The 19,553-nt window shown below is 63.5% G+C and carries 20 protein-coding genes; 7 read left to right on the forward strand and 13 right to left on the reverse strand.

Annotated elements, in window-relative coordinates:
• Positions 1-18: 18 nt before the first annotated feature.
• The 5 genes from ACG2LG_RS00160 to ACG2LG_RS00180 form a co-directional block, all read right to left on the reverse strand.
• On the reverse strand, positions 19-1,473 hold the full coding sequence (locus ACG2LG_RS00160) for a nodulation protein NfeD (RefSeq protein WP_396255273.1): 1,455 nt from the start codon (positions 1,471-1,473) through the stop codon (positions 19-21).
• Complete coding sequence (locus ACG2LG_RS00165) at positions 1,470-1,973, reverse strand: hypothetical protein (RefSeq protein ID WP_396255274.1); 504 nt, start codon at positions 1,971-1,973, stop codon at positions 1,470-1,472. The genes ACG2LG_RS00160 and ACG2LG_RS00165 overlap by 4 nt, the downstream gene beginning before the upstream one ends.
• Complete coding sequence (gene floA, locus ACG2LG_RS00170) at positions 1,970-3,013, reverse strand: flotillin-like protein FloA (RefSeq protein ID WP_396255275.1); 1,044 nt, start codon at positions 3,011-3,013, stop codon at positions 1,970-1,972. The genes ACG2LG_RS00165 and floA overlap by 4 nt, the downstream gene beginning before the upstream one ends.
• Positions 3,014-3,095: 82 nt before the next feature.
• Positions 3,096-3,518, reverse strand: a complete 423-nt coding sequence (locus tag ACG2LG_RS00175; RefSeq protein WP_396255277.1) for an NADH-quinone oxidoreductase subunit A — start codon at positions 3,516-3,518, stop codon at positions 3,096-3,098.
• A gap of 131 nt (positions 3,519-3,649) precedes the next feature.
• The gene (locus tag ACG2LG_RS00180; RefSeq protein ID WP_396255279.1) at positions 3,650-3,961 is read right to left on the reverse strand and encodes a hypothetical protein; all 312 of its coding nucleotides are present in this window, start codon (positions 3,959-3,961) and stop codon (positions 3,650-3,652) included.
• A 178-nt stretch (positions 3,962-4,139) separates the two neighbouring features.
• Here ACG2LG_RS00180 and ruvA point away from each other — a divergent pair, with 178 nt between their 5' ends.
• Both ruvA and ACG2LG_RS00190 read left to right on the forward strand, forming a co-directional pair.
• Entirely contained in the window at positions 4,140-4,733 is a 594-nt protein-coding gene (gene ruvA, locus ACG2LG_RS00185) for a Holliday junction branch migration protein RuvA (protein ID WP_396255280.1), read from the forward strand.
• A complete protein-coding gene (locus ACG2LG_RS00190; protein ID WP_396255281.1) occupies positions 4,730-6,007 on the forward strand; it encodes a hypothetical protein in 1,278 nt (425 codons plus the stop codon). The genes ruvA and ACG2LG_RS00190 overlap by 4 nt, the downstream gene beginning before the upstream one ends.
• A 64-nt stretch (positions 6,008-6,071) precedes the next feature.
• Here the strand turns inward: ACG2LG_RS00190 and rpmB are convergent, their stop codons facing one another.
• The 3 genes from rpmB to ACG2LG_RS00205 all read right to left on the reverse strand — a co-directional run bounded on the left by rpmB (position 6,072) and on the right by ACG2LG_RS00205 (position 9,073).
• Positions 6,072-6,335 carry a 50S ribosomal protein L28 gene (gene rpmB, locus ACG2LG_RS00195; RefSeq protein ID WP_396255282.1) on the reverse strand — a complete coding sequence of 88 codons (264 nt, stop codon included), beginning with the start codon at positions 6,333-6,335 and terminating at the stop codon, positions 6,072-6,074.
• A 536-nt stretch (positions 6,336-6,871) separates the two neighbouring features.
• On the reverse strand, positions 6,872-7,291 hold the full coding sequence (locus ACG2LG_RS00200; RefSeq protein ID WP_396255284.1) for a hypothetical protein: 420 nt from the start codon (positions 7,289-7,291) through the stop codon (positions 6,872-6,874).
• A 1,206-nt stretch (positions 7,292-8,497) separates the two neighbouring features.
• Entirely contained in the window at positions 8,498-9,073 is a 576-nt protein-coding gene (locus tag ACG2LG_RS00205) for a hypothetical protein (RefSeq protein WP_396255285.1), read from the reverse strand.
• A gap of 19 nt (positions 9,074-9,092) precedes the next feature.
• On the opposite strand from ACG2LG_RS00205, the gene ACG2LG_RS00210 reads away from it, so the two are divergent.
• Together ACG2LG_RS00210 and ACG2LG_RS00215 are read left to right on the forward strand one after the other, a co-directional pair.
• A complete protein-coding gene (locus tag ACG2LG_RS00210) occupies positions 9,093-9,443 on the forward strand; it encodes an ArsR family transcriptional regulator (RefSeq protein WP_396255287.1) in 351 nt (116 codons plus the stop codon).
• A gap of 10 nt (positions 9,444-9,453) precedes the next feature.
• The gene (locus tag ACG2LG_RS00215; protein ID WP_396255289.1) at positions 9,454-9,735 is read left to right on the forward strand and encodes an HNH endonuclease; all 282 of its coding nucleotides are present in this window, start codon (positions 9,454-9,456) and stop codon (positions 9,733-9,735) included.
• A 196-nt stretch (positions 9,736-9,931) separates the two neighbouring features.
• Here ACG2LG_RS00215 and ACG2LG_RS00220 read toward each other — a convergent pair whose 3' ends face one another.
• Positions 9,932-11,659, reverse strand: a complete 1,728-nt coding sequence (locus tag ACG2LG_RS00220; RefSeq protein WP_396255291.1) for a hypothetical protein — start codon at positions 11,657-11,659, stop codon at positions 9,932-9,934.
• Positions 11,660-12,301: 642 nt separating this feature from the next.
• Between ACG2LG_RS00220 and ACG2LG_RS00225 the strand changes: the two genes are divergently transcribed.
• On the forward strand, positions 12,302-13,168 hold the full coding sequence (locus tag ACG2LG_RS00225; RefSeq protein WP_396255293.1) for a nuclease-related domain-containing protein: 867 nt from the start codon (positions 12,302-12,304) through the stop codon (positions 13,166-13,168).
• Positions 13,169-13,266: 98 nt separating this feature from the next.
• On the opposite strand, the gene ACG2LG_RS00230 is transcribed toward ACG2LG_RS00225, so the two are convergent.
• Positions 13,267-14,061 carry an HNH endonuclease gene (locus ACG2LG_RS00230; RefSeq protein ID WP_396255295.1) on the reverse strand — a complete coding sequence of 265 codons (795 nt, stop codon included), beginning with the start codon at positions 14,059-14,061 and terminating at the stop codon, positions 13,267-13,269.
• 92 nt (positions 14,062-14,153) lie between these two features.
• On the opposite strand from ACG2LG_RS00230, the gene ACG2LG_RS00235 reads away from it, so the two are divergent.
• Positions 14,154-14,417, forward strand: a complete 264-nt coding sequence (locus ACG2LG_RS00235) for a hypothetical protein (protein WP_396255296.1) — start codon at positions 14,154-14,156, stop codon at positions 14,415-14,417.
• A 488-nt stretch (positions 14,418-14,905) separates the two neighbouring features.
• Here ACG2LG_RS00235 and ACG2LG_RS00240 read toward each other — a convergent pair whose 3' ends face one another.
• From ACG2LG_RS00240 to ACG2LG_RS00250, 3 genes are all read right to left on the reverse strand, one after another.
• Positions 14,906-15,346 carry a hypothetical protein gene (locus ACG2LG_RS00240; RefSeq protein ID WP_396255298.1) on the reverse strand — a complete coding sequence of 147 codons (441 nt, stop codon included), beginning with the start codon at positions 15,344-15,346 and terminating at the stop codon, positions 14,906-14,908.
• A gap of 167 nt (positions 15,347-15,513) precedes the next feature.
• Positions 15,514-15,684 carry a hypothetical protein gene (locus tag ACG2LG_RS00245; protein ID WP_396255300.1) on the reverse strand — a complete coding sequence of 57 codons (171 nt, stop codon included), beginning with the start codon at positions 15,682-15,684 and terminating at the stop codon, positions 15,514-15,516.
• A gap of 522 nt (positions 15,685-16,206) precedes the next feature.
• Entirely contained in the window at positions 16,207-18,537 is a 2,331-nt protein-coding gene (locus ACG2LG_RS00250) for an alkaline phosphatase D family protein (RefSeq protein ID WP_396255301.1), read from the reverse strand.
• A gap of 483 nt (positions 18,538-19,020) precedes the next feature.
• Here ACG2LG_RS00250 and ACG2LG_RS00255 point away from each other — a divergent pair, with 483 nt between their 5' ends.
• Positions 19,021-19,551, forward strand: coding sequence for an RNA polymerase sigma factor (locus ACG2LG_RS00255; protein WP_396255303.1), 531 nt, complete (start codon positions 19,021-19,023; stop codon positions 19,549-19,551).
• Positions 19,552-19,553: the final 2 nt, after the last annotated feature.

The following is a 19,553-nucleotide window of genomic DNA, read 5'->3' on the forward strand; positions in this document are numbered from 1 at the left end:
CCGCCGCGTTGGGGGAATTCAGGGACGTCCGTCGACCCGTTCCACCACGTAGGTCATCCCGTCTTCCAGCACCCGCACGGACTCACCCTTGGGGATCAAGCCCTGACGTGAGATGGCATCGTGCTGGATGCCCTCGACGAGGATCGTGCCGGAAGGCCGGAGGTCGGTGACGGCCTTGCCGGTGGCTCCGATCAGCGAGCGACCGAGGTCCTGCTCGGCGGGACTGCCCGAGGGCAGCTCTTTCTTCACGATCAGCGAGCGCAGGAGCGGGATGTTCGGCAGATAACGGGCGAAGACGAAGAGGGCGAGCATGCCGCCCGCCAGGCCCAGTCCGAGCATCATGGCCGGTCGAAGAAGCAGGTCATCGAGCGAGGAGATCATCTCGCCGGATTCGCGCGCGCGGTCGAATTCGATCTTGTCGGCCATCGCGAACCAGAGCGAGCCGAGGACCATGAGCACGCCGATGATCCCGGCAATGCCGCTCGGCAGGACGAAGAGTTCGAGGATGATGAGCACCACCCCGAGAAGGAAGACCGCCATCAACTCGTAGCCGGCCAGGTTTCCGGCCACGCTGTTGCCGAAGAAGAAAATCGCGAAGGCGCCGAGGGAGATGAAGCCGAAGACGCCGAATCCCGGGGCCTTGAGCTCGATCCACGCCGCGCCGATGCCGACGGCGATGAGAAGCGGCGAGAGGGCCGCGATCCACCAGGCGATGGCCTCGAAACCGGTCGGCTTGGCCGGAACGACCTCGGCGCCGGTGATGCCCTCGGCCTCGAGGACCTTGTCGACGCTGTCGGCGATGCCGGCGGCGAGCAGGGGTGCCCCGTCGATCTGCTGGGTTGCCTCCTGGGCGGTCAGGCTGAGCAACTCGTCCTTCGGAACGGTCACGCTGCCGAAGGTCCGTTCGTTTTCGTCGTCGATGAACATCATCGCCCGCAGGACATCGATGCGGTGGCCCTTCTTCTTCACGATGCCGCGAAGCGAGGCGTCGAAGACGCTTTCCAGCTTGGCCCGCATGACCGGATCAATCTCCTGGCCGGTTCCGCTGACGAGCCCGGCCGCGCCGATGATGGTGCCGGGCGCCATGTAGATCCTGTCGGTTGCGAAGGCGATGATGGCCCCGGCACTGAGGGCCTCGCGCTCGACCCAGGCGATGGTGGGGACCTCGAGCTTGCCCAGTTGGTCGAAGATCAGGTCCCGGGTGTTGAAGGCAAAGCCGCCGGGGGTGTCGATTTTGAGAACGAGCGCCCGTGCCTTCTCGTTCTCGGCGCGCTCGAGCGTCCGCTGGAAGAACTTGAAGGCCTGGTTGTTCATCAGGTCCTTCTGCCCGATGGAGAGGACCACCACCTTGTCGGTGTAGGATTCCTCCTCGGACTTGCCGATGAGCTTGCGCTCCGGCGTCTCCCCGTCTTCCGCGAAGGCCGGGAGAAGGACGAGCAACAGGGCTGCGAGGAATCGGAGGGCGGATTTCATGGGTGGCGTTCGCCGCTTTGGCGAAGGGAGACGGGAGGCCCCAGAACTTCGGCGAGAATGATGGCGCGGCGGGTGGCATCCGCTGAACGCAGGCTGTCACCGATCGGAGTGCGGCGGCCCGGTGCCCTCCGTCGCCCCCCGGTTTTTCGCTCGAAGGCCTCGGCGAGGCGCGCCTCGCGCTCCGAGACTTCGGGCACCGGAGCCTGGACGGCAGCGGGCGTGGCGGGAATGGGTGGCGGCTCCGGCAGGGGGGGCGGCGCGACCTTCTCGGGGTGCCAGACCGTGGGATCCGTTTCCCACGGGGCGCGGTCCTCCTGCTCGCCCATCTGGCGGCGCCAGACGATCTCGCGCATCCGTTCCTCCTCCTCGGAGATCGGCTCCTCCTCGATCTCGCGCTGGCCGAAGCGGTTCTTCAGCCACCCGAGAAACGAGATGATCATCAGCAACAGCAGGCCGATGGCATCGCCCGGCAGGTCGCTGAAATCGAAGGCGAGGATCATTGCTGGGTGTCCCCCTTGGGCGAGTCACCGTCGGTGGCGATCGAAGAACGCATGTCGGTGTCGGCGACGACGTTGCGGTAGCGGGCGTAATCCATGATGCCGAGGTTGCCGGAGCGGAAGGCCTCGGCCATGGCCTGCGGCACCTGGGCCTCGGCCTCGACGACCTTGGCGCGCATTTCCTGGGTGCGGGCAGACATTTCCTGCTCGGCGGCGACGGCGGCCGCGCGGCGCATCTCGGCCTTGGCCTGGGCGACCCGCTTGTCGGCCTCGGCCTGCTCGGTTTGCAGCCGGGCACCGATGTTGTCGGCCACATCCACGTCGGCGATGTCGATGGAAAGGATCTCGAAGGCGGTCGAGGCATCGACGCCCTTCTCGAGAACGAGCTTCGAGATGTTGTCGGGGTTCTCGAGGACGTGCTTGTAGGTCTCGGCCGAACCGACGGACGTGACGATGCCCTCGCCGACGCGGGCGATCACGGTTTCCTCGGTGGCCCCGCCGATGAACGAGTCGAGGGCGGTGCGGACCGTGACCCGGGCGCGCACGTTCACCGCGATGCCGTCGCGGGCGACGGCGGTGATCTTGTTCGGGCCACCGGCTTCGGGATTCGGGCACTCGATGACCTTCGGGTTGATCGAGGTGCGGACCGCCTCGAGGACGGTCTTGGCGGTGCCCTTGACCGCGAGGTCGATGGCGCAGGCGCGGTCGAAGGGGAGCTTGATCCCGGCCTTGTCGGCGGCGATCAGGGCCAGCACGGTGTTTTCCACGTCGCCCCCGGCGAGGTAGTGGGCCTCGAGTTCCTCGGAAGTGTAGGGCAGCCCCGCCTTCACGGCGGTGATCCGGGCATTGACGATGCGGTTGAACGGCACCTTCCGCAGGAACATTCCGATCAGGTTGCCCCAGGAGACCGGGGCGTTGGAAAGCTTGGCCCGCAGCCAAGTCTTGAAGAACATCGAGATGATCAGCACCCCGATGGCAAGGATGATGAGCGCGACGGCGATCCCGATGAGGGAACCCAGGGAGTCGGAAGCGAGGAGGGTCATGCCCGGATCCTAGCCGATCCGCGGCATCGCGCCAGCACTGAGCGGAAGAAATCTGAAGACGGCCGGGAAGGACCGTCCGCAATCACGCAAGCCCGGCGGCTTTATCGCCGGTGGCGGTCTTTGGCCGGCGGGGTTCTTCCTTCCAGCTCAGGGCTCCCTTGCGGAAGGCATAAACGTAGGCGAAGGCGAGAATGCCCGCGAAACCCGCCATGCTGAGCAAGGCCACCGGGCTGTGGGCCACGAGGTCGCGGAATTGGACGGCCCACGGATACATGAACACCACCTCGATGTCGAAAACGACGAACAGCATCGCCACCAGGTAGAACTTGACCGAGAACCGGGAAGCTCCATCCCCCACGGCGAGCATCCCGCATTCGTAGGCCGAATCCTTGGTCGCGTTGCGGTGGGCGGACTTGCCGAGCACCACCGAGAGAGTCAGCGCGACGGCGGCAAAGCCGATCGCCACCAGAATCTGGACGAAGACGGGAAGGAACTGCGAGTGCATGATCGGTGGGCGATGGATATTCGCGGAGTGGGCGGGTGCCAAGAATGGAATGCCGTCTGCTGGAAAAGAAGAACCCGCACCGGTGGGCCGGTGCGGGTTGCAAGGGAAAGCACTTGTTCAGGCGCAGGGAATCAATCCTCCTGCTGTTGTTGGGCGAGCCACTCGCTGGACGCTTCGTGGACCCGCGGGGTTCCTTTGTATTCCTTACCGATTTTTTCGACCAGACCGCGGGTGACGAGATTCTGAAGCTTCTCATAGGCACGCAGGCGGAGCATTTCCTCGCCGCCGCTGACTGCGTTGCGTTGCTTCAGGTTCTCAAACACCCGTTCGAACAGGTCGTTGAAACCGAACACCTTATCTTCCTCAAGGACATTGCAGAGTTCGTCCGTAACGTGGTCGGGAAGCCGGCGCGAAAACCGGGTGCGTTTGGTGGTGGTTGACATAGCGGCGGGAGAATAGCAGCAACCTGTAACAAATGCGACCCAAAAAAAGCCCGCCATTAAAAAAGGAACAAATAATTTTACAAGTTAAAAATTACGTTTATCTTAAAGATTATTTCCGTGGGGTCGAATCCGGGGATGGGCATTGACGGCGGCCGTGGTCGATCCAAGCTGCGACTCCATGATCGTCCGGTTGCGAGGGAAGGTGTGGGAGAGTTACCCCAATCGTCTGGTGGTGGAGGCCTCCGGGGTGGGCTACGAGGTGCTGGTCCCGTTTTCGAGCATGGACCGGCTGAATCCGGTGCCGGGGGCGGATATCGAGTTGCGGACCTACCACCACATCCGGGAGAACGGCCAGCAGCTCTATGGTTTTGCGACCGAGGAGGAACGGGATCTGTTCCTCCTCCTGATCGGGAGGGTGAGCGGGATCGGCCCGGCGATTGCTTTGGCGGTGCTCAATGGCATGCCGGCGGCCCGCTTCAAGGCCTGCGTGGCGGAGGGGGACAGCGTCGGTCTCTCCAAGATCAAGGGCCTCGGCAAGAAGACCGCCGAGCGGATCATCCTCGAGCTCAAGGACAAGGTCGGAATGGTGGAGACCTGGCGGGGAGTCGAGAGTGGGGAGGTGGCGCCGAAGGCGGCCGACGCCGAGCTGGCCCTCGTGGCCCTCGGCTACAAGCAGGTGGATGCCCGCAAGGCGGTGCGGAAATTGCTTGAGGAGCAGGCCGAGGCGACGACCGAGGAGTTGATCCGTGGCGCGCTGAAGTCGATGTCATGAGTTTGTCGCTGGAAACGATCCGGGCCGCCCTGCCGGATGGGGGATTGTATGAAGGGGGGTGGCGGTTTTCGCCCGAGCCGCTGCCACTGAGCCGATCGGAAATGCGGTTCGTGCAGGGTCTGGGCCATCCGCTGGCCCGCTTCCAACAGGCATGCGACGAGATTTACCGGCGCAGCGTCGGCACCTCCCTGCCGGGCTGGATCGCCGAACTGCTGGACAGCGGCAAGCCGACCTGGATGGTGGACATCCAGCGCGAGGCGGGCCGCCAGGGCCAGCGACCGCGGGTCATTCGCCCGGACCTGTTGTTGGAAGAGGGCGGGTTCGCCCTGACCGAGCTGGATGCCGTGCCCGGTGGCATGGGCATCACGGCCTGGCTTTCCAGGCTGTATGCAGGGGCCGGCTACCGCGTTGCCGGAGGAGCGGATGGGATGGTCCGGGGCTTCGCGGGTGTTCTCGAAGAGGGAGGAGAGATCGTGATTTCCGAGGAGGCGGCCGATTACCGGACGGAAATGGAGTGGCTCGCCGATGCGGCCGGAGGCGGCCGACGGGTCGTGTCGGCGGAAGCGTTCCAGGGAGTGGGCCACGCGATCTACCGCTTTTTCGAATGGTTCGACTGGGAGAGCCTGCCCTTGTTCCGGAGCCTGGCCGAGCGCTCGGTCGCCGGAGGTCTGCGGATGAACCCTCCGTGCCTGCCGCATCTCGAGGACAAGCTGTGGCTGGCCTTGTTGTGGACGCCGGCACTGCAGCCCCTGTGGCGGGAAGTGCTGCGGGGAAGTCATCTCGAACGCATCCGGGAACTGGTGCCCTTCAGCTGGGTGGTCGATCCCTCACCGCTGCCGCCCCAGGCGGCGATCCCGCGGATGGAAGTGCACTCGTGGGACGAGGTGGCGCGCTTCAGCCAGAAGGACCGGCAACTGGTGCTGAAGATCAGTGGCTTCCACGAAACTGCCTGGGGCTCGCGCGGCGTCTTCATCGGCCACGACCTGTCCGGGCCGGAATGGAAGCGGCAGGTCCGTCACGCACTCGACGATTTCAGCCAGCAGCCCTGGATCATGCAGGAGTTCCGGGAAACCCGGGTGGTCCGGCATCCGGTCTACCGCGACGACGGCAGCATCGAGGAATTCGAGGGCCGCGTGAGGCTTTGCCCGTACTATTTCATCGACGACGAGGGGAAGACCTCTCTCGGCGGTTGCCTGGCGACGCTGGTGCCGGTCGACAAGAAAAAGATCCACGGCATGCGCGACGCCGTGCTGCTGCCGGTTGTCGAGGCCTGATACCAAAGAAAAAGGCCCGGAGCGGAACTCCGGGCCTTCTTGAAAGTTGTGGGCGGATCCAGCCTCAGATCAGGCCGGCCTTCTTGAGGGTCACGTAGGCACCGTTCTTGTTGACGGTCTTGAGCGCGCGGCACGAAAGTTTCACCCGCACCCAGCGATTCAGCTCGGGCACCCAGATGCGCTTGCTCTGCAGGTTGGGCGAGACCTTGCGCTTCACCACCTTGGTGACGTGACGGCCGATGCCGCCTTTTTTCTTGGCGAGACCGGAGCGGTTGATTCTACCGCCGGAACGAACTCGGCTTCCTCGGATACTGCAGACGCGTGCCATGATTGGAAAGGGGTCGGTTGAAGGGGCGCGAAGGATGCATGCGGCCTCCGGGGGGTCAAGGGAAATCGGAAGGTCTGTGCAGCAGGGCGATCAATGCCAAGGAAAGAATGAAGCGGAGCGCAGGGAATCAGGTGGCTTGATGAACCTGATCGGCAGGGTGAAGAGGATCTTTCGTGGTTTGCGGTGCTTGAGTCGTCGCATTCCGGAAACGACATGTTCTCGCCGTGAAACGGGTCGAATCGGTTTCGCAACGAGTCGATTCGCCACGCAAAGGAGTCGTTTGGGCATCGAAATGAGTCGAGTTTCTCGCGGAACCCATCGTTCTCCTCCGTCCACAGCCCGTTCTCCCGGCGAAACGGCCCGTGCGGGTGCCGGACCGACTCGACCGGCCCCGCGCCGGGTCCGGAATCCTGCGCGGATCGCCCCTTCCGCCGGCTTGCCGGCCGTGCTAAGGATAAGGCCCGCCCCGCCTTGCGGCGGGACGGGCCTGCTGGTGCAGCGGGTGCTGCCTGATGCTCAGTCTTCGCGGATCGACATCAGGCGGCTTCCCCCGCCGCGGGGCTTTCTGCTTCCGTGGGTTCGTCACCCTCCTGCGCTCCCTGGCGGACGAGTCCGCTGCGGCGTTCGCTCAGGGTCACGTAGCCCATGGCGCGGTAGAGTTCGCTGTCCTCCCCGTAGGAAAGATGCGCCCTCACGGCATTGGCGACCTTGCGAAGCACCTTGCGGGCCTCGGTGTCCAATGTCTTGCGCCGCTTCACCGCCGCCGATTTCTGGGCGGCCAGTGCCTTCATCTCCAGCTCGTGCGCCCTCACGGGCGCCACCGCTGTGTCGAACTCCGCCAGGGTCATCCCGGCGAAGGTTTCCTCCGGAGCAAGCTCCTGCCATGCGGCTTGGAACTGCTCGACCCGATCCGCCACCGGCGGATACTTCCGTTGTGTATGGCTATTGTTGGCCATTGTTTCGTCATTTTGGTTTGCAGCTGTGTGCTCCCGCCGCGCGGAGTGCGGGACCACCGAGGCCCCGCGAGAACGATATTTAACGTAGATTAATGAAAATCGGGCGACGGGGTCAATCAGGGCATCCGGTGAACTTCTGTGGATAACTCGGAAAAAACTCCGAAAACCCCGGAAACCCCGGAAACAAGGACGAAGGGAAGGGGGCGGATGCCGCCACCGGCCGGCGGCGCGGTGCGGATCGTGCCGCCACCGGCCGGCGGCGCGGTGCGGATCGAGTTCCCTGTGGATGTCGATCGGCAAGGTTCACTCCCCCGATCGTCCCGCCCGGCCCGCGAAAGGCAAACCGATCGATGGGGGCCCCGGTGTCGGATGGTGCTCCTGTGGCAGTCATGCCGCCATCCTGGCATGGGTTCTCAAGGGCAAATCCGGGCCGCCGGGCAGCGGGAAGCCCTTTCGGCGGGTCCTTCGTTGCAAGACCCTTGCAGGGGTCTTGCAAAACCCTTGCAGGACTTTGCAGGACTTTGCAGGGATTGCAGGGATTGCAGGACCGCCGAAATTTCCTGATTTTCCGCTCGACGGGGTTTCGGCAGACCGGGGTTTCGGCAGACCGGGGTTTCGGCATCAATTCTTGGGTTGGCGGTCGTGATGGAGCGCCGGTTTGAAACCGGCACCGCCGAAGGGAAAGCCCGCGAACCGGCCCGGCGGAGACGACTCCTCGGCTGCCTTCGGGTTGCCTTCGAGCCGCCGTCGAGAAGCGGTCGTGGAAGGCGGTGGGGGAGGGGGAGCCGTTGGCGCGGGGGAATCGCGGGGGACTTGAAGATGGAAGCGGGCGTGCGGGAGGCGGGTTCGCGCGGTCACCTTGCCCGCATGGGAGCAGCGGTTCGTCTTGGACGGCGGGGTCCTGATGGCGACCGGTGCGTCGCGGCACCGGCCGGGTCATCGTGCTCGACGCATCCCGCCGGACCGACGAAAACCCCACCGTGACCCTCGACCCCGCCGCTCGACCGGCGAAAGGGAACTCCATCATCCCGCCGGTCAGTCCGTCCTCCTGCCGAAGGATCCGGCCTTCCATCCCGATGGCGAGGGCCTGGCCTGGAGGTGCCGGAGATTGAGCGCGTCGTTCCCAACGGCCTGAAGGGCCGGATCGTCCCGGCACCTCCCGTTGCAGGATGGGTGGCATCTTGGCTCTTGTTGGATCGAACCGGTTCAGCCGGTTGCGGTGAGTCGCCCAACCAGCTCGTTGTAGGCCTCACGGCCGCCCTCGGCCCGGCACCATCGCTCGACCGCCGCCAGATCGACCCGTTCCGCCTGCCTGCGGCAGATGAGGACCGCCTGGTCGAAATTCGCGCGGGCCTGCCAGTGGATGTAGCCGGCGAGCCGATCCTTCACGCTGTCGGTCGGAGACAGCAGCCGCAGCGTCCGCCCGGCCACCTCGACTTCCTCGGGGGTGATCGGAAACTCTTCGCCGATCTCCACCGGTCCCCGGGGGAACTCGAGGAACAAGTGCGGGCATTCGGGATGCTTGAAGTAGCGCGAGCGGGTCGGAGCGAATCCGATCTCCCTGAGCACCGGCTCCAGGCGGCTGCGACCGAGATCGTCGGGCACCAGATCGAGGTCGCCCGAGCGGTAGAGACCTTCGGTGTAGATGGAAACGACCGCACCGCCGACCAGCACCGAGCGGATGCCGGCTCCTTCGAGGTGCCACGCGACATAGCGCCACAGCTCCTCTTCGGTGCAGGTCGCCCAGTCGGGCGGCGACAACTGACTTGAATCATCGGTCATTCGACCTTAGGATCCGGTCATGATTTCAACGGTCCTGCAAGACCTTTTCGGCGGCAAGGCGGCCGAGGCGGTGCTGCTTTCCCTGTTTCACCAGGGCGAGGCGTATGGTCGTGCGGTGTCGCGGGACTTCGGGGTGTCGCTCGATTCGGTGCAGCGGCAACTGGACCGTTTCGAGCGCTCCGGGGCCTTGGTTTGCAAGCAACTGGGGCGGACGCTGGTCTACAGCTGGAACCCTAAGTCACGGGTGGCGGCACGGTTGAGGGAACTGGTCGGAGTGGCCTATGATGGTCTCGGCCCCGAGGTGAAGGAGGTGGTTTTCCAGGCGCGGCGGCAGCCCCGGGCGAAGGACAAACCGGTGATCCGGCGGTGACCGGGTTGGAGTGGGGCCGGCTCACCTCATCCCCTTTTCGGAAAGCCACAACGACCACCCGACCAACGGCCTCGCGCTGTGCAAGAACCACCACTGGGCGATGGACCGCGACCTCATCGCCCCGTGCCCCGATCACCGCTGGCGGGTTTCGGCGGTTCTTGATCCCCGCCGCTCGACCGGCGAAAGGGAACTTCATCATCCCGCCGGCCAGTCCGTCCTCCTGCCGAAAGATCCGGCCTTCCACCCCGATGGCGAGGGACTCGCCTGGAGGTGCGGGAGATTGAGCGCGTAGGGCGGGGAAAGGGCGCCGGGACTTTTCGCCGTCCAAAATCCTAACCGCCACGGCATCCTGACGCCCCAATCGCCGCCTGCGACCCTCGAACGACCTCCCATCCGCCACCCCTCCACTCCACCTGCAACCCGGAATCTGAGCACCAGGCGTGTTGCCACCGCCACAATTCACGGACCCCTTCGATAGGGTAGGTGGGCTACCAAACAGGAAACCCCGGGTCCTGAACTTCCTCGGGGAAGAAGTCCCCAACCACAAGGCTCTCGGGGGCCTCCTTGAGGGCGACATTGACGTGTAGGTACTTGCTCCGCCAGTGGCTGATCGAGTCCCTGCTGGTCCAGTCCTCACCGAATGTGAGGCCGTGCATGATGCGGGAAAGCGTCATCGATAAGTAGTGTTGTAGGTGATTGGCAAGCTGCGGAACAAATCTCGACTCGATGCCATGATGGACCAGGAGATTCCTGGCTCGATAGATTCTGGAAAGATGCCACCTCAACGCCTCCTCGGACTTCGCCTGGCGTTTCTGCATTTCACGCGGATTACTCGCGAATTTCCAGCAACTGCAAACTCGGTAAAGTAGGAGCGGATGATCCGTGGTCAGTGCCATGAGGCTGTTGAGATTGTGATCCCCTTCGAGCTTTGAAACGATCGTCAGTATTCGTTCCGGTTCCACCGCGTCATTTGGGCCGAGAGGGAAAGGAATCGAAGAACGCTCGATCTTCGGGTTCTCCTTCAGCCAGAAGTGTAGGTTAATCGCCAGATACCTCAGAATTTTGTCGATTCTTCGCCACGTCACAATGGGGCAAATCAGCCGCTCAACCCGCTCGATGATTGAGCCTCCGTCGACTAGGGAGGCCAAGCATTCTACAGCCGACCAGAGATTTACCAGACGAAGTGCGTCTTCCTCAGCACGGAGAGCTTGGCCATGGAGGTCCAGTGCCGAAGCCAGAGCAGCTTCGCCGCGAAGCCCTGAAATAGCTTTAGTGGCCCTGCCCGCAAGGGTCACCGCGTTCCTTCTCGGATGGAGGTTGTCAAAGCGGCGAGGTCGAGCGTCAACCTCTCGAGCACTGTCACCGTTGTAGATCCACCCTCGATCTCGCACTCTTGGTGTTCTAGACTGCTGGTAGAACCCCAACAGATTCAAGGCGTCTTGGATCTCCACTCGGAGAGCGTTCAGCGCTTGATTGTCTTTTAGGGCCTTGACTGTCTTCTTAAAGAAAAACCATCGCCCGTTGCATGATAGGCCTGGAATTTTTGGGCTCGCGAGCGTTATCCCCCGGTGTTGAAGTACTGACCTGATGCCAGCCTGCTCCTCAGGTTCGCCCATCTCAACAGCTACGATGCAACTGAAGCTCCTCTCTCCCTGTGGAATACTCTCGAGGATCCACTCCACCACTTTTTGTGGAGCACAGCCGGGCATCGAATCATAGTCAGAGTAGTCAGTCGCATCGCACCCCCTCCGAAACGCCTGCGACCCGATCAAGGTGAGAATGAGATCAGTATCCTCCTTCTTCTTCTCTACACCGGCATCAGCAAGGTCCGACAGACGATTCCGGGCAGTTTCCGAAAATCGCCGAGTGAACCCTTCCAAGAGCAGTAAGCGGCTCAAATCACCGACCTCGGCGGTGCTCTTGGACGTGGAGATCTCACAAACAACATTGCACTCCTGAGCCGTCAGCAGGCTCTTCTCCACACCTCCATAGAGCCGACCAGAGATCTCCTGCTGAACGGCACACAGATGTTTTTTCCATCGGTCGTCTCGATTAGACAAGGACGCGACCTCAACGGCTTCCTCAATGAGGCAAGGAATCGTCAAGAGCTGGGGCTGGAAGGTATCTGGGGTGTATTGGTCGAAGAGTTCGTGCCACCGCATCGCCAGAAACGTGCTCCCCTTGTCGTGCAATCGAAGATCCTCTGCCGCGGCCATCCACATGAGCAACAAAATGGCGTGCCCCATAAGGACACGCCATTCTGAAATTTTGGGCCGCGGGTTGGATTTTCTCTGGCTCTCGCCTTTGATGACCAACCGGCTGGCCCGATAGGCCGTGGCTCGGGGATTACTCCTCCGTTGAATGCCGGAGAGATTCTCACCCAATGCTCCGACATTTTCAAGCCAAATTTCCTTCCATGCAGGAAGATCGAAGGATGGCTGAGGTAAAAAAGAGGGCCAAGAACCGCCATAATACTATGAAGCTGCGGGGCCTAGATCTCAGCGGCTCAATCTGAATCCCAAATCACGGGAAAATGGCCCGACCAAGCCACCACTCCCCCATGATTCGGCGTAATCTCGTGGGCCTGCTCTACCATGAGGCCAAGGCTAGGCATCCCCATGACCAAGCTCGTGGACGACCTCCTCCGTCCGGCTCTCGAGGCCGTCGAGACCACCCGACTCCGGGAAGCACCCTGTCGAAGGGGTCCCGAAATCCAAAGGTTCGTTCCCGCGGTGGCGGGCCAACGGTCCTGATTTGAGGACACAGCCTGAATGCCCCGCGATGGCGTAGGGTGACGGCGGGATGGTGGATGGGTAGAGTGAGGGATGCCTTTGGGAGTTGCTCTGGGGAGCTTGCTGGTGCTGACGGCACTGGTAGCGGTGTTGGTCGGAACCAAGCGGATGCTGTCGGCCGAGCGGGCCAAGAGTCGGTCGCCGTTCACCGAGAAGATGTTGAGGCCGCCGGGCGAGAGCTTGAGACTGAGGCTGGATGATCTTCGACTCGACCTGATCGAGGCGATGATGGCTGCGGGTATCTTTGGATTGGCTCCGGGCGTGGTAGCCATGCCAATGGATCTGTCGAGAATCGGAGTTCTGGTCGGGTGGGTGGTGCCGACGGCGGCATCGTATGCCGCGGCTGCGTTCTACTGGCGCAAAGTCCGTCGCTTGCGGGAATCCGTCAGAAATTGCCGGCTGGGCTTCGAGGGCGAACGCTACATGGGAGCCGAACTGAACAGGCTGATGAGCCAGGGCTACCGAGTGTTCCACGATTTCCTTATCGACTGGGATCCGGGCGAAGCCTCGAACCGGAACATCGATCATGTGGTGGTCGGCCCGGCCGGGGTTTTCGCGATCGAAACGAAGGCACGGAGAAAGTCGCTGACCCTGGACGACGGCAAGAATGCCTATCGAGTGGAGTTCACCGGCGAAGCGCTGCAGTTTCCCGAGGGCGACGATTGCAAGATGCTTCGGCAGGCGGCCCGGAATGCTGCCGATCTCTCAAAGTGGCTCACCGGATCGGCGAGTCGGAAGGTGGTGGTCACGCCGGTGTTGGTGCTGCCGGGGTGGTTTGTGGAGCGGCGGGGTCAGGGTGAAGTGTTCGTCTGGAGCGGAAAGGAAGTGGTGCCGAACCTTCCGGGAGTCCGGGGCCGTGAAGGGCTGAACGCGGAGCAGATCCAGCAGATCGGTGATCGGATCGAGGCACATTGCCGGAATGTGGATCTTTGAGGAGCCGGGTCGGAGTAATCCGCCGCCCCGCAAAGCAGGTTGTATGGCGTTGTCGTCGTTTCCAATGACAGGGTGAACGCCGAATGGGAGGGAGAGCCTCAGGCGGCGATGAACCTCTTCCGATGCTTCGCCAGAAATCCCGCATCCGGCGGGATCGCATCGTCGGGCAGGTCGAGGGCTAGGCCTTCGTATTCGGCGAAGGAGGCCTTCAGCGCCTTGTGGGGCAGGGCGTCGCGGAGGCGTTTGGAAAGGAGGAGGCGCAGATTGTCATCGAAGGCGATCAGGGCCTGATCGAAGGCGGCGTCGTGGAGGCGGTTGAGGGCGATGCCATTGCGGACGTTGAGGCGCTCGGTTTCGTGGCCGGCCCACGGAAGGATGTGGGAGGCGATGAGGAGTTCGCGGACGGGCAGGCCGGTGAGGGCGCAGCGGTTGTCGTAGTTGTTGAGCACGGCATCGCGGAAGTAGCCTTGGCCGCGCCGTTGTTTGGTCGGGCGGATGGCTTCGGTGTCGCCCGTGGGTGGCTTGGCTGCGGGGCGGATGCCGGTGCCGGGGATGACTTCGGTGGTTTCCGTCTCGGGATCGACGAACAGGGCGTCGAAGTTTTGCTGGCTGAGCGGCACCAGCTCCGCTGGGTCCGCGTGGAATTCCTCCCAGACCTCGCGGTCGAGGTTGCTCGCTCCTTCCAGCCCCCGGATCCCGCGCAGCCTAAGGGCAGGATCGAGCGAGGCGAGGTTGCTGAGTTTCATGGCCACCGCGCTCGGAGTGCGGCCAAGTCTTCCGGCGAGGGCGATAATGACCGGCTGGCGTTGGTCGAACTGCCCGAAGCGGAGCTTGTGGTAGAGATTGAGGACGATGAGGAGTTCATCGCGGGTCCAGCGGGTGCGGGTGGCCATGCGAAGATGAAAGCGGAAATGCGCGGCCGGGGAATGCTGGAATCCGAAAATCGGGTTGTCATCCACCGTGCACCTGGCCAGGTGTTTCTGCCGTGAAGAGTTCCGAAACGGCATTCACGTCTCGCAAGGGCTACGCGATCTTCATCGACACCGTCTGCGATGGCTCAACGCCCGTCCTCCGCAGCGGCGACGGGGAGATCGTGATTTTCGAGACCGAGATCGAGGCGCAGCGGGAGGTGGCGGATCACCAGATGACCCGGCTGCAGGAATTCCTCGATGGCGAGCGGGAGTTCGACGACGCGATGAGCGTGGATGAGTACGTGCTTCCGGTGATGGTCCGTCCGGGCGGGGTCTGATGGCTCCGGATTCCGGGTTGCCGGTGGGAGTGGAGGGATCGCGGATGAGAGGCCGTCCGAGGGCCGCAGGCGAGGATTTGCGGTGGTGCTAAGGATTATATGCCAGGCCGAGAAGAGGCGACTGGCGCGTTGATTCGCACCGCCCCGGAAGTCCGGCACGGCTGCGATCCCTGCCGGGATCGATACCCTTTTTTCACCTCCATCCCGGGGTGCATCCGCCGGGCGGATGACCCCGGGCCAATGGCTTCGATCCCTCCGGGATCCAAGGCAGGCGAGGTGGACGAGGTGGACGTCGTATTTCACCCAGCCATCCGGGATGTCGCCGGACTCGATGAAGTCGATGACCGTCAGCAGCATCAGCGGCTTGTGCGGCGCGATGCCGCGGGCCGCGGTGCGGGCGGCGTTGAGGTTGGCCGGCCTGTTGAGCCAGTCGGTGCGGGTCATCGCGGGTCTGGGGGCCGGATTCGGGCATTACGTTGATCGAACCGCTACACCTCGGTGGCCTTCGGGTCACGCGGACGAAAGTAAGCGATGATGCTCCTCTTGGGATCTCGAACGCACCATTGGACGTGACACTTGTCCATCAGCTTCGAGCCCGGAAACAGAGAGTCGCCTTCGATGAACGGAGCCCGAACCGTGTCGAAGGGAGGCTGTTTTTTCGTCTCTCTGAATTCGTGGAGGAAGTTCACCACCGCGCAATCCAGATGGCGTTTGACGAGATCGGCGTCGCCTTTGAAGCCTGCCTCATTCTCAGGAAGTGAGATGTCAAGGCTCCCATAGAAATCATCCAACACGTCATAGGCAGCCCTCAGCAGCTCCAGGCTCGATTCCTCGGCCAGGTCAAGGCAGTTGCCCGGATTCAGAACCGCCCCGACGACCGCAGGGCTCTTGATCTGTTTCGGGCCTGATCGATGGTTTTCCGCGAGCATCTTTGCCCACGAAAGGGCTCGGGAGGGATTGTTCTCCCAGAAGTAGGCCCCGGAACCCAGCCAATCGAAAGAGTTCCTGCTCTCCCTGACCTCGGTCTTGCCTCCGAGAATCTTTTCCGCCACTTCCCGGTCGCAGCCGTGGTAGCCGAGTACCAACCCGGGGATCCTCATCCTCCGTATCGCTTGGGCAATCGCCCGGTCGGCGTCAGAAATCCATGTTCTACCAGGAACTCCCTGGCCTTCCCTTCCTCGATCAGGCGGGCCGCAAAGAGGCGGATCGCCTCGGCCTCGGCCTTGCGATCATTCTCAGGACGCTTCCGTTCCTTGTTCTCGGCCACCGACGAAATACAGCACGGCTGCGCTTCCGTCGCGAGTAAAAACCCAAGCGATGAGGCACCGGCTCCCCGAGGGTCCATCGCCCGCGGAGGCCGCGCCTGCCATCTGCGATCTCCCATCCCCAAGGCACTCGGCGTGAATTTCCGGGAGGCGGCGGCTTGCCGCCGGGGAACGAACGTTCATGATGACATCATCCGGCAGGTGGAGGGCTTGAGGCGGCCCAGGCAGCCCGCCGCGCGCCGGGTCCGGCCTTTTGACGGGCGGAAAGGCGGCGACTGGATCGTTGATTCGCATCGCCCCGGAAGTTCGGTACGGCTGCGATCCCTGCCGGGATCGATGCCCATTTTTCCCCTCCATCCCGGGGTGCATCCGCCGGGCGGATGACCCCGGGCCAATGGCTCCGATCCCTCCGGGATCCAAGGTGGACGAGGCGGACGAGGCGGACGTCGGATTTCGTGGTGTGCATCCCATGGATCCAATCCATCTTGGTCCGACGCTTCCCCGGCTTGATCACCCTGGCCGGATCAGCGGATCCGGTTGCCGGAGGCGGGATCGATGACGATGGGCCAGCCGGGGTAGGGTTGGTTGTCGGGCGCCGCTTTTTCCGGGGCCGCCCAGTAGGGCCAGTTCTCCAAGGTCACCTGACCGGAGGAAGGCTCGAAGGTGATCACCGCGTAGCCCACGGCCCGGTCGAAGAGGCGGCCGGGTTCGCGGTCGATGTCGTGGGGGTTGGCGACCGCGTGGAGGGTGAAGGCGTTGCCGAAGCCGTCCTTGAAGTCTCCGAGCCACTTCGGGTCGCCACTGCGGCGGTTCTTGCCCTCTTCCCGGGGCATCCAGCGGCGGGGCCAGACGTTGGCGATGGCGGGGGTGGAGATCCACCACGGGCCGTCTTTCCAGGTCTTGGTGCCGTATTGGCCGGTGGTTCCGAGATGCTGGTCGCCGGTGATGTGGAGAGCTCCGGCCTCGGCGAGCAGCTCGAGGGCCAGGTTGCGCTTCGCGCGCGGCCAGCCATTGGTGTCGAAGTCGGCCTTGGGTTCGTCGTCCGGAGCGTATTCGCCGGGCTTGTACACCGGCAGCGAGGGGACGTGCTTGTCGTGATGGATGTCCTTGGGAAGCGTCTGCGGCGCGCACCACGGCGACTGCGAGACCGCGACCCGGAAGCGGGCGCCCTTGGCCGGGTTGCGGGCCCAGCGGCGGAGGAAGGCTTCCTGCCGCGGGCCGAGAAGTTCGGCTTCGGGATGGTCGGAGGACTCGACCGGATCCCAGCGAAGATTGGCGGGCCATCCGTTTTCGATCTCGGCTTCCGGCAGCAGGTCGCGCGGGGCGGACTTGAACTGGCGGTCGGCCAGCACCGCGATGTCGAGGGGCCCGAACTCGTAGGTGGTGAAGTAAACACTCATGCCGCTGCGGCAGGGCGCCGGGTCGGCGGGCTCGGGCAGGTTTCCGGTCTGGCTCCGGTGGACGACGTTGACGAACTCGGTGGACATCTTGTAGCCGCCGGAGTCCTGCGAGGGATTGCCGAAGCCTTGGGTGGTGTCGGAAGGCTCGCCGCCTTCGCCCCAGAGGTTTCCGTGGAACACGTCGTGGTCGTCCGGAATCGTGATCGACGGACGGTCGCGCAGCAGTTCGCGCCAGGTCCAACCGTGCATGGCGTATTTCCGGAGGTAGGAAATCAGAGAGCGGTCATTCGGTTTCTGGTCGTAGATCAGCCCGTAGCCACCGATGCCCTCGTAGATCTGGTCGCCGTGGAACGTGAGCAGATCGGGTTCATGCGCGGCGACGTTGGCGACGAGTTCGGGGTGGGGGAAGCCGGTCGCGTCGTTGCAGGAGAGCGCCGCCACCTTGATCGGCCCGGACTTCGGGAGGGCCCGGATGGTGCCTTCCCAGGTGTCGCCGGCCAGCAACACCTTGAAGGGGGTATCGGCATTTGTCGGCACGCTGCGGACGCGGAAAAGAGCCGTGCGGGAATTGCCATCGAGGTCGGCCAGGATGGGCTCGCGTCCGGGAAGTTCGAGGGTCGCCTGCATGTCGGCCCTGCGGTCGAAGGGAGCGGCCTGAACCAGCAGTCGCAGCACGCCGGCATTGTCGAGCGTGTAGGTGCTCCAGAGAATGGGTCCGAAGGCGCGCTCGGGATGGGCATCGACCCGGCCGCCACTGATGTCGACGGAGGAAAAGGCGAAACGTCCTTCATCGCCGCGCTTCTGCGCGATCGGCTTCTGGCGAGGGGGGCGCGGCTTGGCGGCGTCCATGTTTGCGGGAAGCTGGGTGGTCGCCATCAGGGCGACCAGCCCGCGCAGGCGGGTTTCGTGAACGCTGCGCGAGAATTTCGCGAGCAGTCGGCCGGTGCCATCCGAGGCGCGCAGGGTGCATTGAAACAAACCGCCCTCGATCGGCTCGGCCTTGAACTCGAGCCGGATGTTGCGCAGGGGCATCTCGACGGTCTCGTCGCTATCGGCGTCCGAGCCGATGATGAGCCGACCATCGAAGCGGATCCCGACGGGCAGGCCCGCGCCGTTGACGGCCGCGTCGCGGTAGTCATCGACGAGGCCCTGCCGGCCCAGTTCGAATCCCACGTAGCCTTCGCCCCGGGTTTCAAAGGAGATCTGGTCGATGGTGGTCCGGACGTTGAAGGCCTCCCGGGCATCTCCCAGCTCGGCGGTCAGGATGACGACATTCCGCCCGCCGCCCGAAAAGCGGTTTTCAAGGCGTCCGTTGTTGAGTTCCCAGTCCTCGGCGGGATTGGCCCAGAAGTCGGCGCCCGGCCAGGGCCGCTCGATCTGGGGCGGGATCGCCGGCACCACTGAATCGGCAAGGATGGCGGCACTCGTGAACAGCAGGAGAAGAAGGGGTCTCACAACGGGAGCTTGAAAGCGACAACCGGGCTTGGCAACCCCACGGATCCATCACCCGGGCATTGTTGGTAATCTGTGAATGCAAATATTTAAGACATCAAAAGTATCTAAATATCAGCGATTTACGACTTGCCATGATATGTGGATAAGTTCTTAATCAACGCCGTTCACCTAACACCCGCATGGCAACCGTGCCCGTACCCCCCAGGGAGCGCGCCGGACGGGAGTCGAGGTTCTCACCCAACCCCAACTTCCCAGAACCATGAGCCGAGAGGCTGTCAAGAAAGTTGCCTTCCTCGGGAAGGCCCCCAGCAACCGCACCGACCTGCACCGGATTCTCCAGCTGGCCGGTCGCCTGATCGATCACCGGCCCGGCGAATCCCGGCTGATGCCTTCGAACGTGATTCCCTTTCCAGGGACTCATCGACCCGGAAAGAAATATTCTTGGGAATAGCATGCGGCCGGAGCATCTCCGACCGTGTGCAGATGAGTGAGTTCCAGGATCTGGTCGACGCGCACTACGAGGCGCTCTACCGCTTTGCGCTCTCGTTGTCGAAGAATCGCGAGACCGCCGCGGATCTGGTGCAGCAGACCTTCTGCATCTGGGCCCGCAAGGGTGGCCAGCTCCGCGACCGATCCAAGGCCAAGACCTGGCTCTTCACCACGCTGCACCGGGAATTTCTGGCCCACGCCCGCAAGGCCCGGCGGTTCTCGGACGAGGAACTGACCGAGGCGGTCGCGGGACGGGTCGAGGCGACCGAGGACGAGTCGGATCGCCATCTCGACGGCCAGCGGGCGCTCGAACTGCTCGGGGAACTCGACGAGACCTTCCGCGCCCCCATCGTCCTTTTTTACCTCCAGCAGCACAGCTACAAGGAGATCGCCGAGATCCTCGACGTGCCGATCGGCACCGTGATGTCGAGGATATCCCGTGCCAAAGCGATGCTGCGGCGCCGGATGACCAGCGAGCCGTCGAGCGCGCCGAAAAACATCCTGCGCCTGCAGCGCGAAGCCTGACC

The sequence above is a fragment of the Haloferula sp. A504 genome (assembly GCF_044385805.1).
Classification (GTDB): Bacteria; Verrucomicrobiota; Verrucomicrobiia; order Verrucomicrobiales; family Akkermansiaceae; genus Haloferula.

Coding starts and splice junctions, on each gene's coding strand:
- ACG2LG_RS00220 (WP_396255291.1), bottom strand. CDS start 11,659: ATGGCCGCGGCAGAGGATCTTCGATTGCACGACAAGGGGAGCACGTTT.
- ACG2LG_RS00200 (WP_396255284.1), bottom strand. CDS start 7,291: ATGGCCAACAATAGCCATACACAACGGAAGTATCCGCCGGTGGCGGAT.
- ACG2LG_RS00165 (WP_396255274.1), bottom strand. CDS start 1,973: ATGATCCTCGCCTTCGATTTCAGCGACCTGCCGGGCGATGCCATCGGC.
- ACG2LG_RS00205 (WP_396255285.1), bottom strand. CDS start 9,073: ATGACCGATGATTCAAGTCAGTTGTCGCCGCCCGACTGGGCGACCTGC.
- ACG2LG_RS00210 (WP_396255287.1), top strand. CDS start 9,093: ATGATTTCAACGGTCCTGCAAGACCTTTTCGGCGGCAAGGCGGCCGAG.
- ACG2LG_RS00160 (WP_396255273.1), bottom strand. CDS start 1,473: ATGAAATCCGCCCTCCGATTCCTCGCAGCCCTGTTGCTCGTCCTTCTC.
- ACG2LG_RS00240 (WP_396255298.1), bottom strand. CDS start 15,346: ATGCTCGCGGAAAACCATCGATCAGGCCCGAAACAGATCAAGAGCCCT.
- ACG2LG_RS00190 (WP_396255281.1), top strand. CDS start 4,730: ATGAGTTTGTCGCTGGAAACGATCCGGGCCGCCCTGCCGGATGGGGGA.
- floA (WP_396255275.1), bottom strand. CDS start 3,013: ATGACCCTCCTCGCTTCCGACTCCCTGGGTTCCCTCATCGGGATCGCC.
- ruvA (WP_396255280.1), top strand. CDS start 4,140: ATGATCGTCCGGTTGCGAGGGAAGGTGTGGGAGAGTTACCCCAATCGT.
- ACG2LG_RS00180 (WP_396255279.1), bottom strand. CDS start 3,961: ATGTCAACCACCACCAAACGCACCCGGTTTTCGCGCCGGCTTCCCGAC.
- ACG2LG_RS00230 (WP_396255295.1), bottom strand. CDS start 14,061: ATGGCCACCCGCACCCGCTGGACCCGCGATGAACTCCTCATCGTCCTC.
- ACG2LG_RS00175 (WP_396255277.1), bottom strand. CDS start 3,518: ATGCACTCGCAGTTCCTTCCCGTCTTCGTCCAGATTCTGGTGGCGATC.
- ACG2LG_RS00255 (WP_396255303.1), top strand. CDS start 19,021: ATGAGTGAGTTCCAGGATCTGGTCGACGCGCACTACGAGGCGCTCTAC.
- rpmB (WP_396255282.1), bottom strand. CDS start 6,335: ATGGCACGCGTCTGCAGTATCCGAGGAAGCCGAGTTCGTTCCGGCGGT.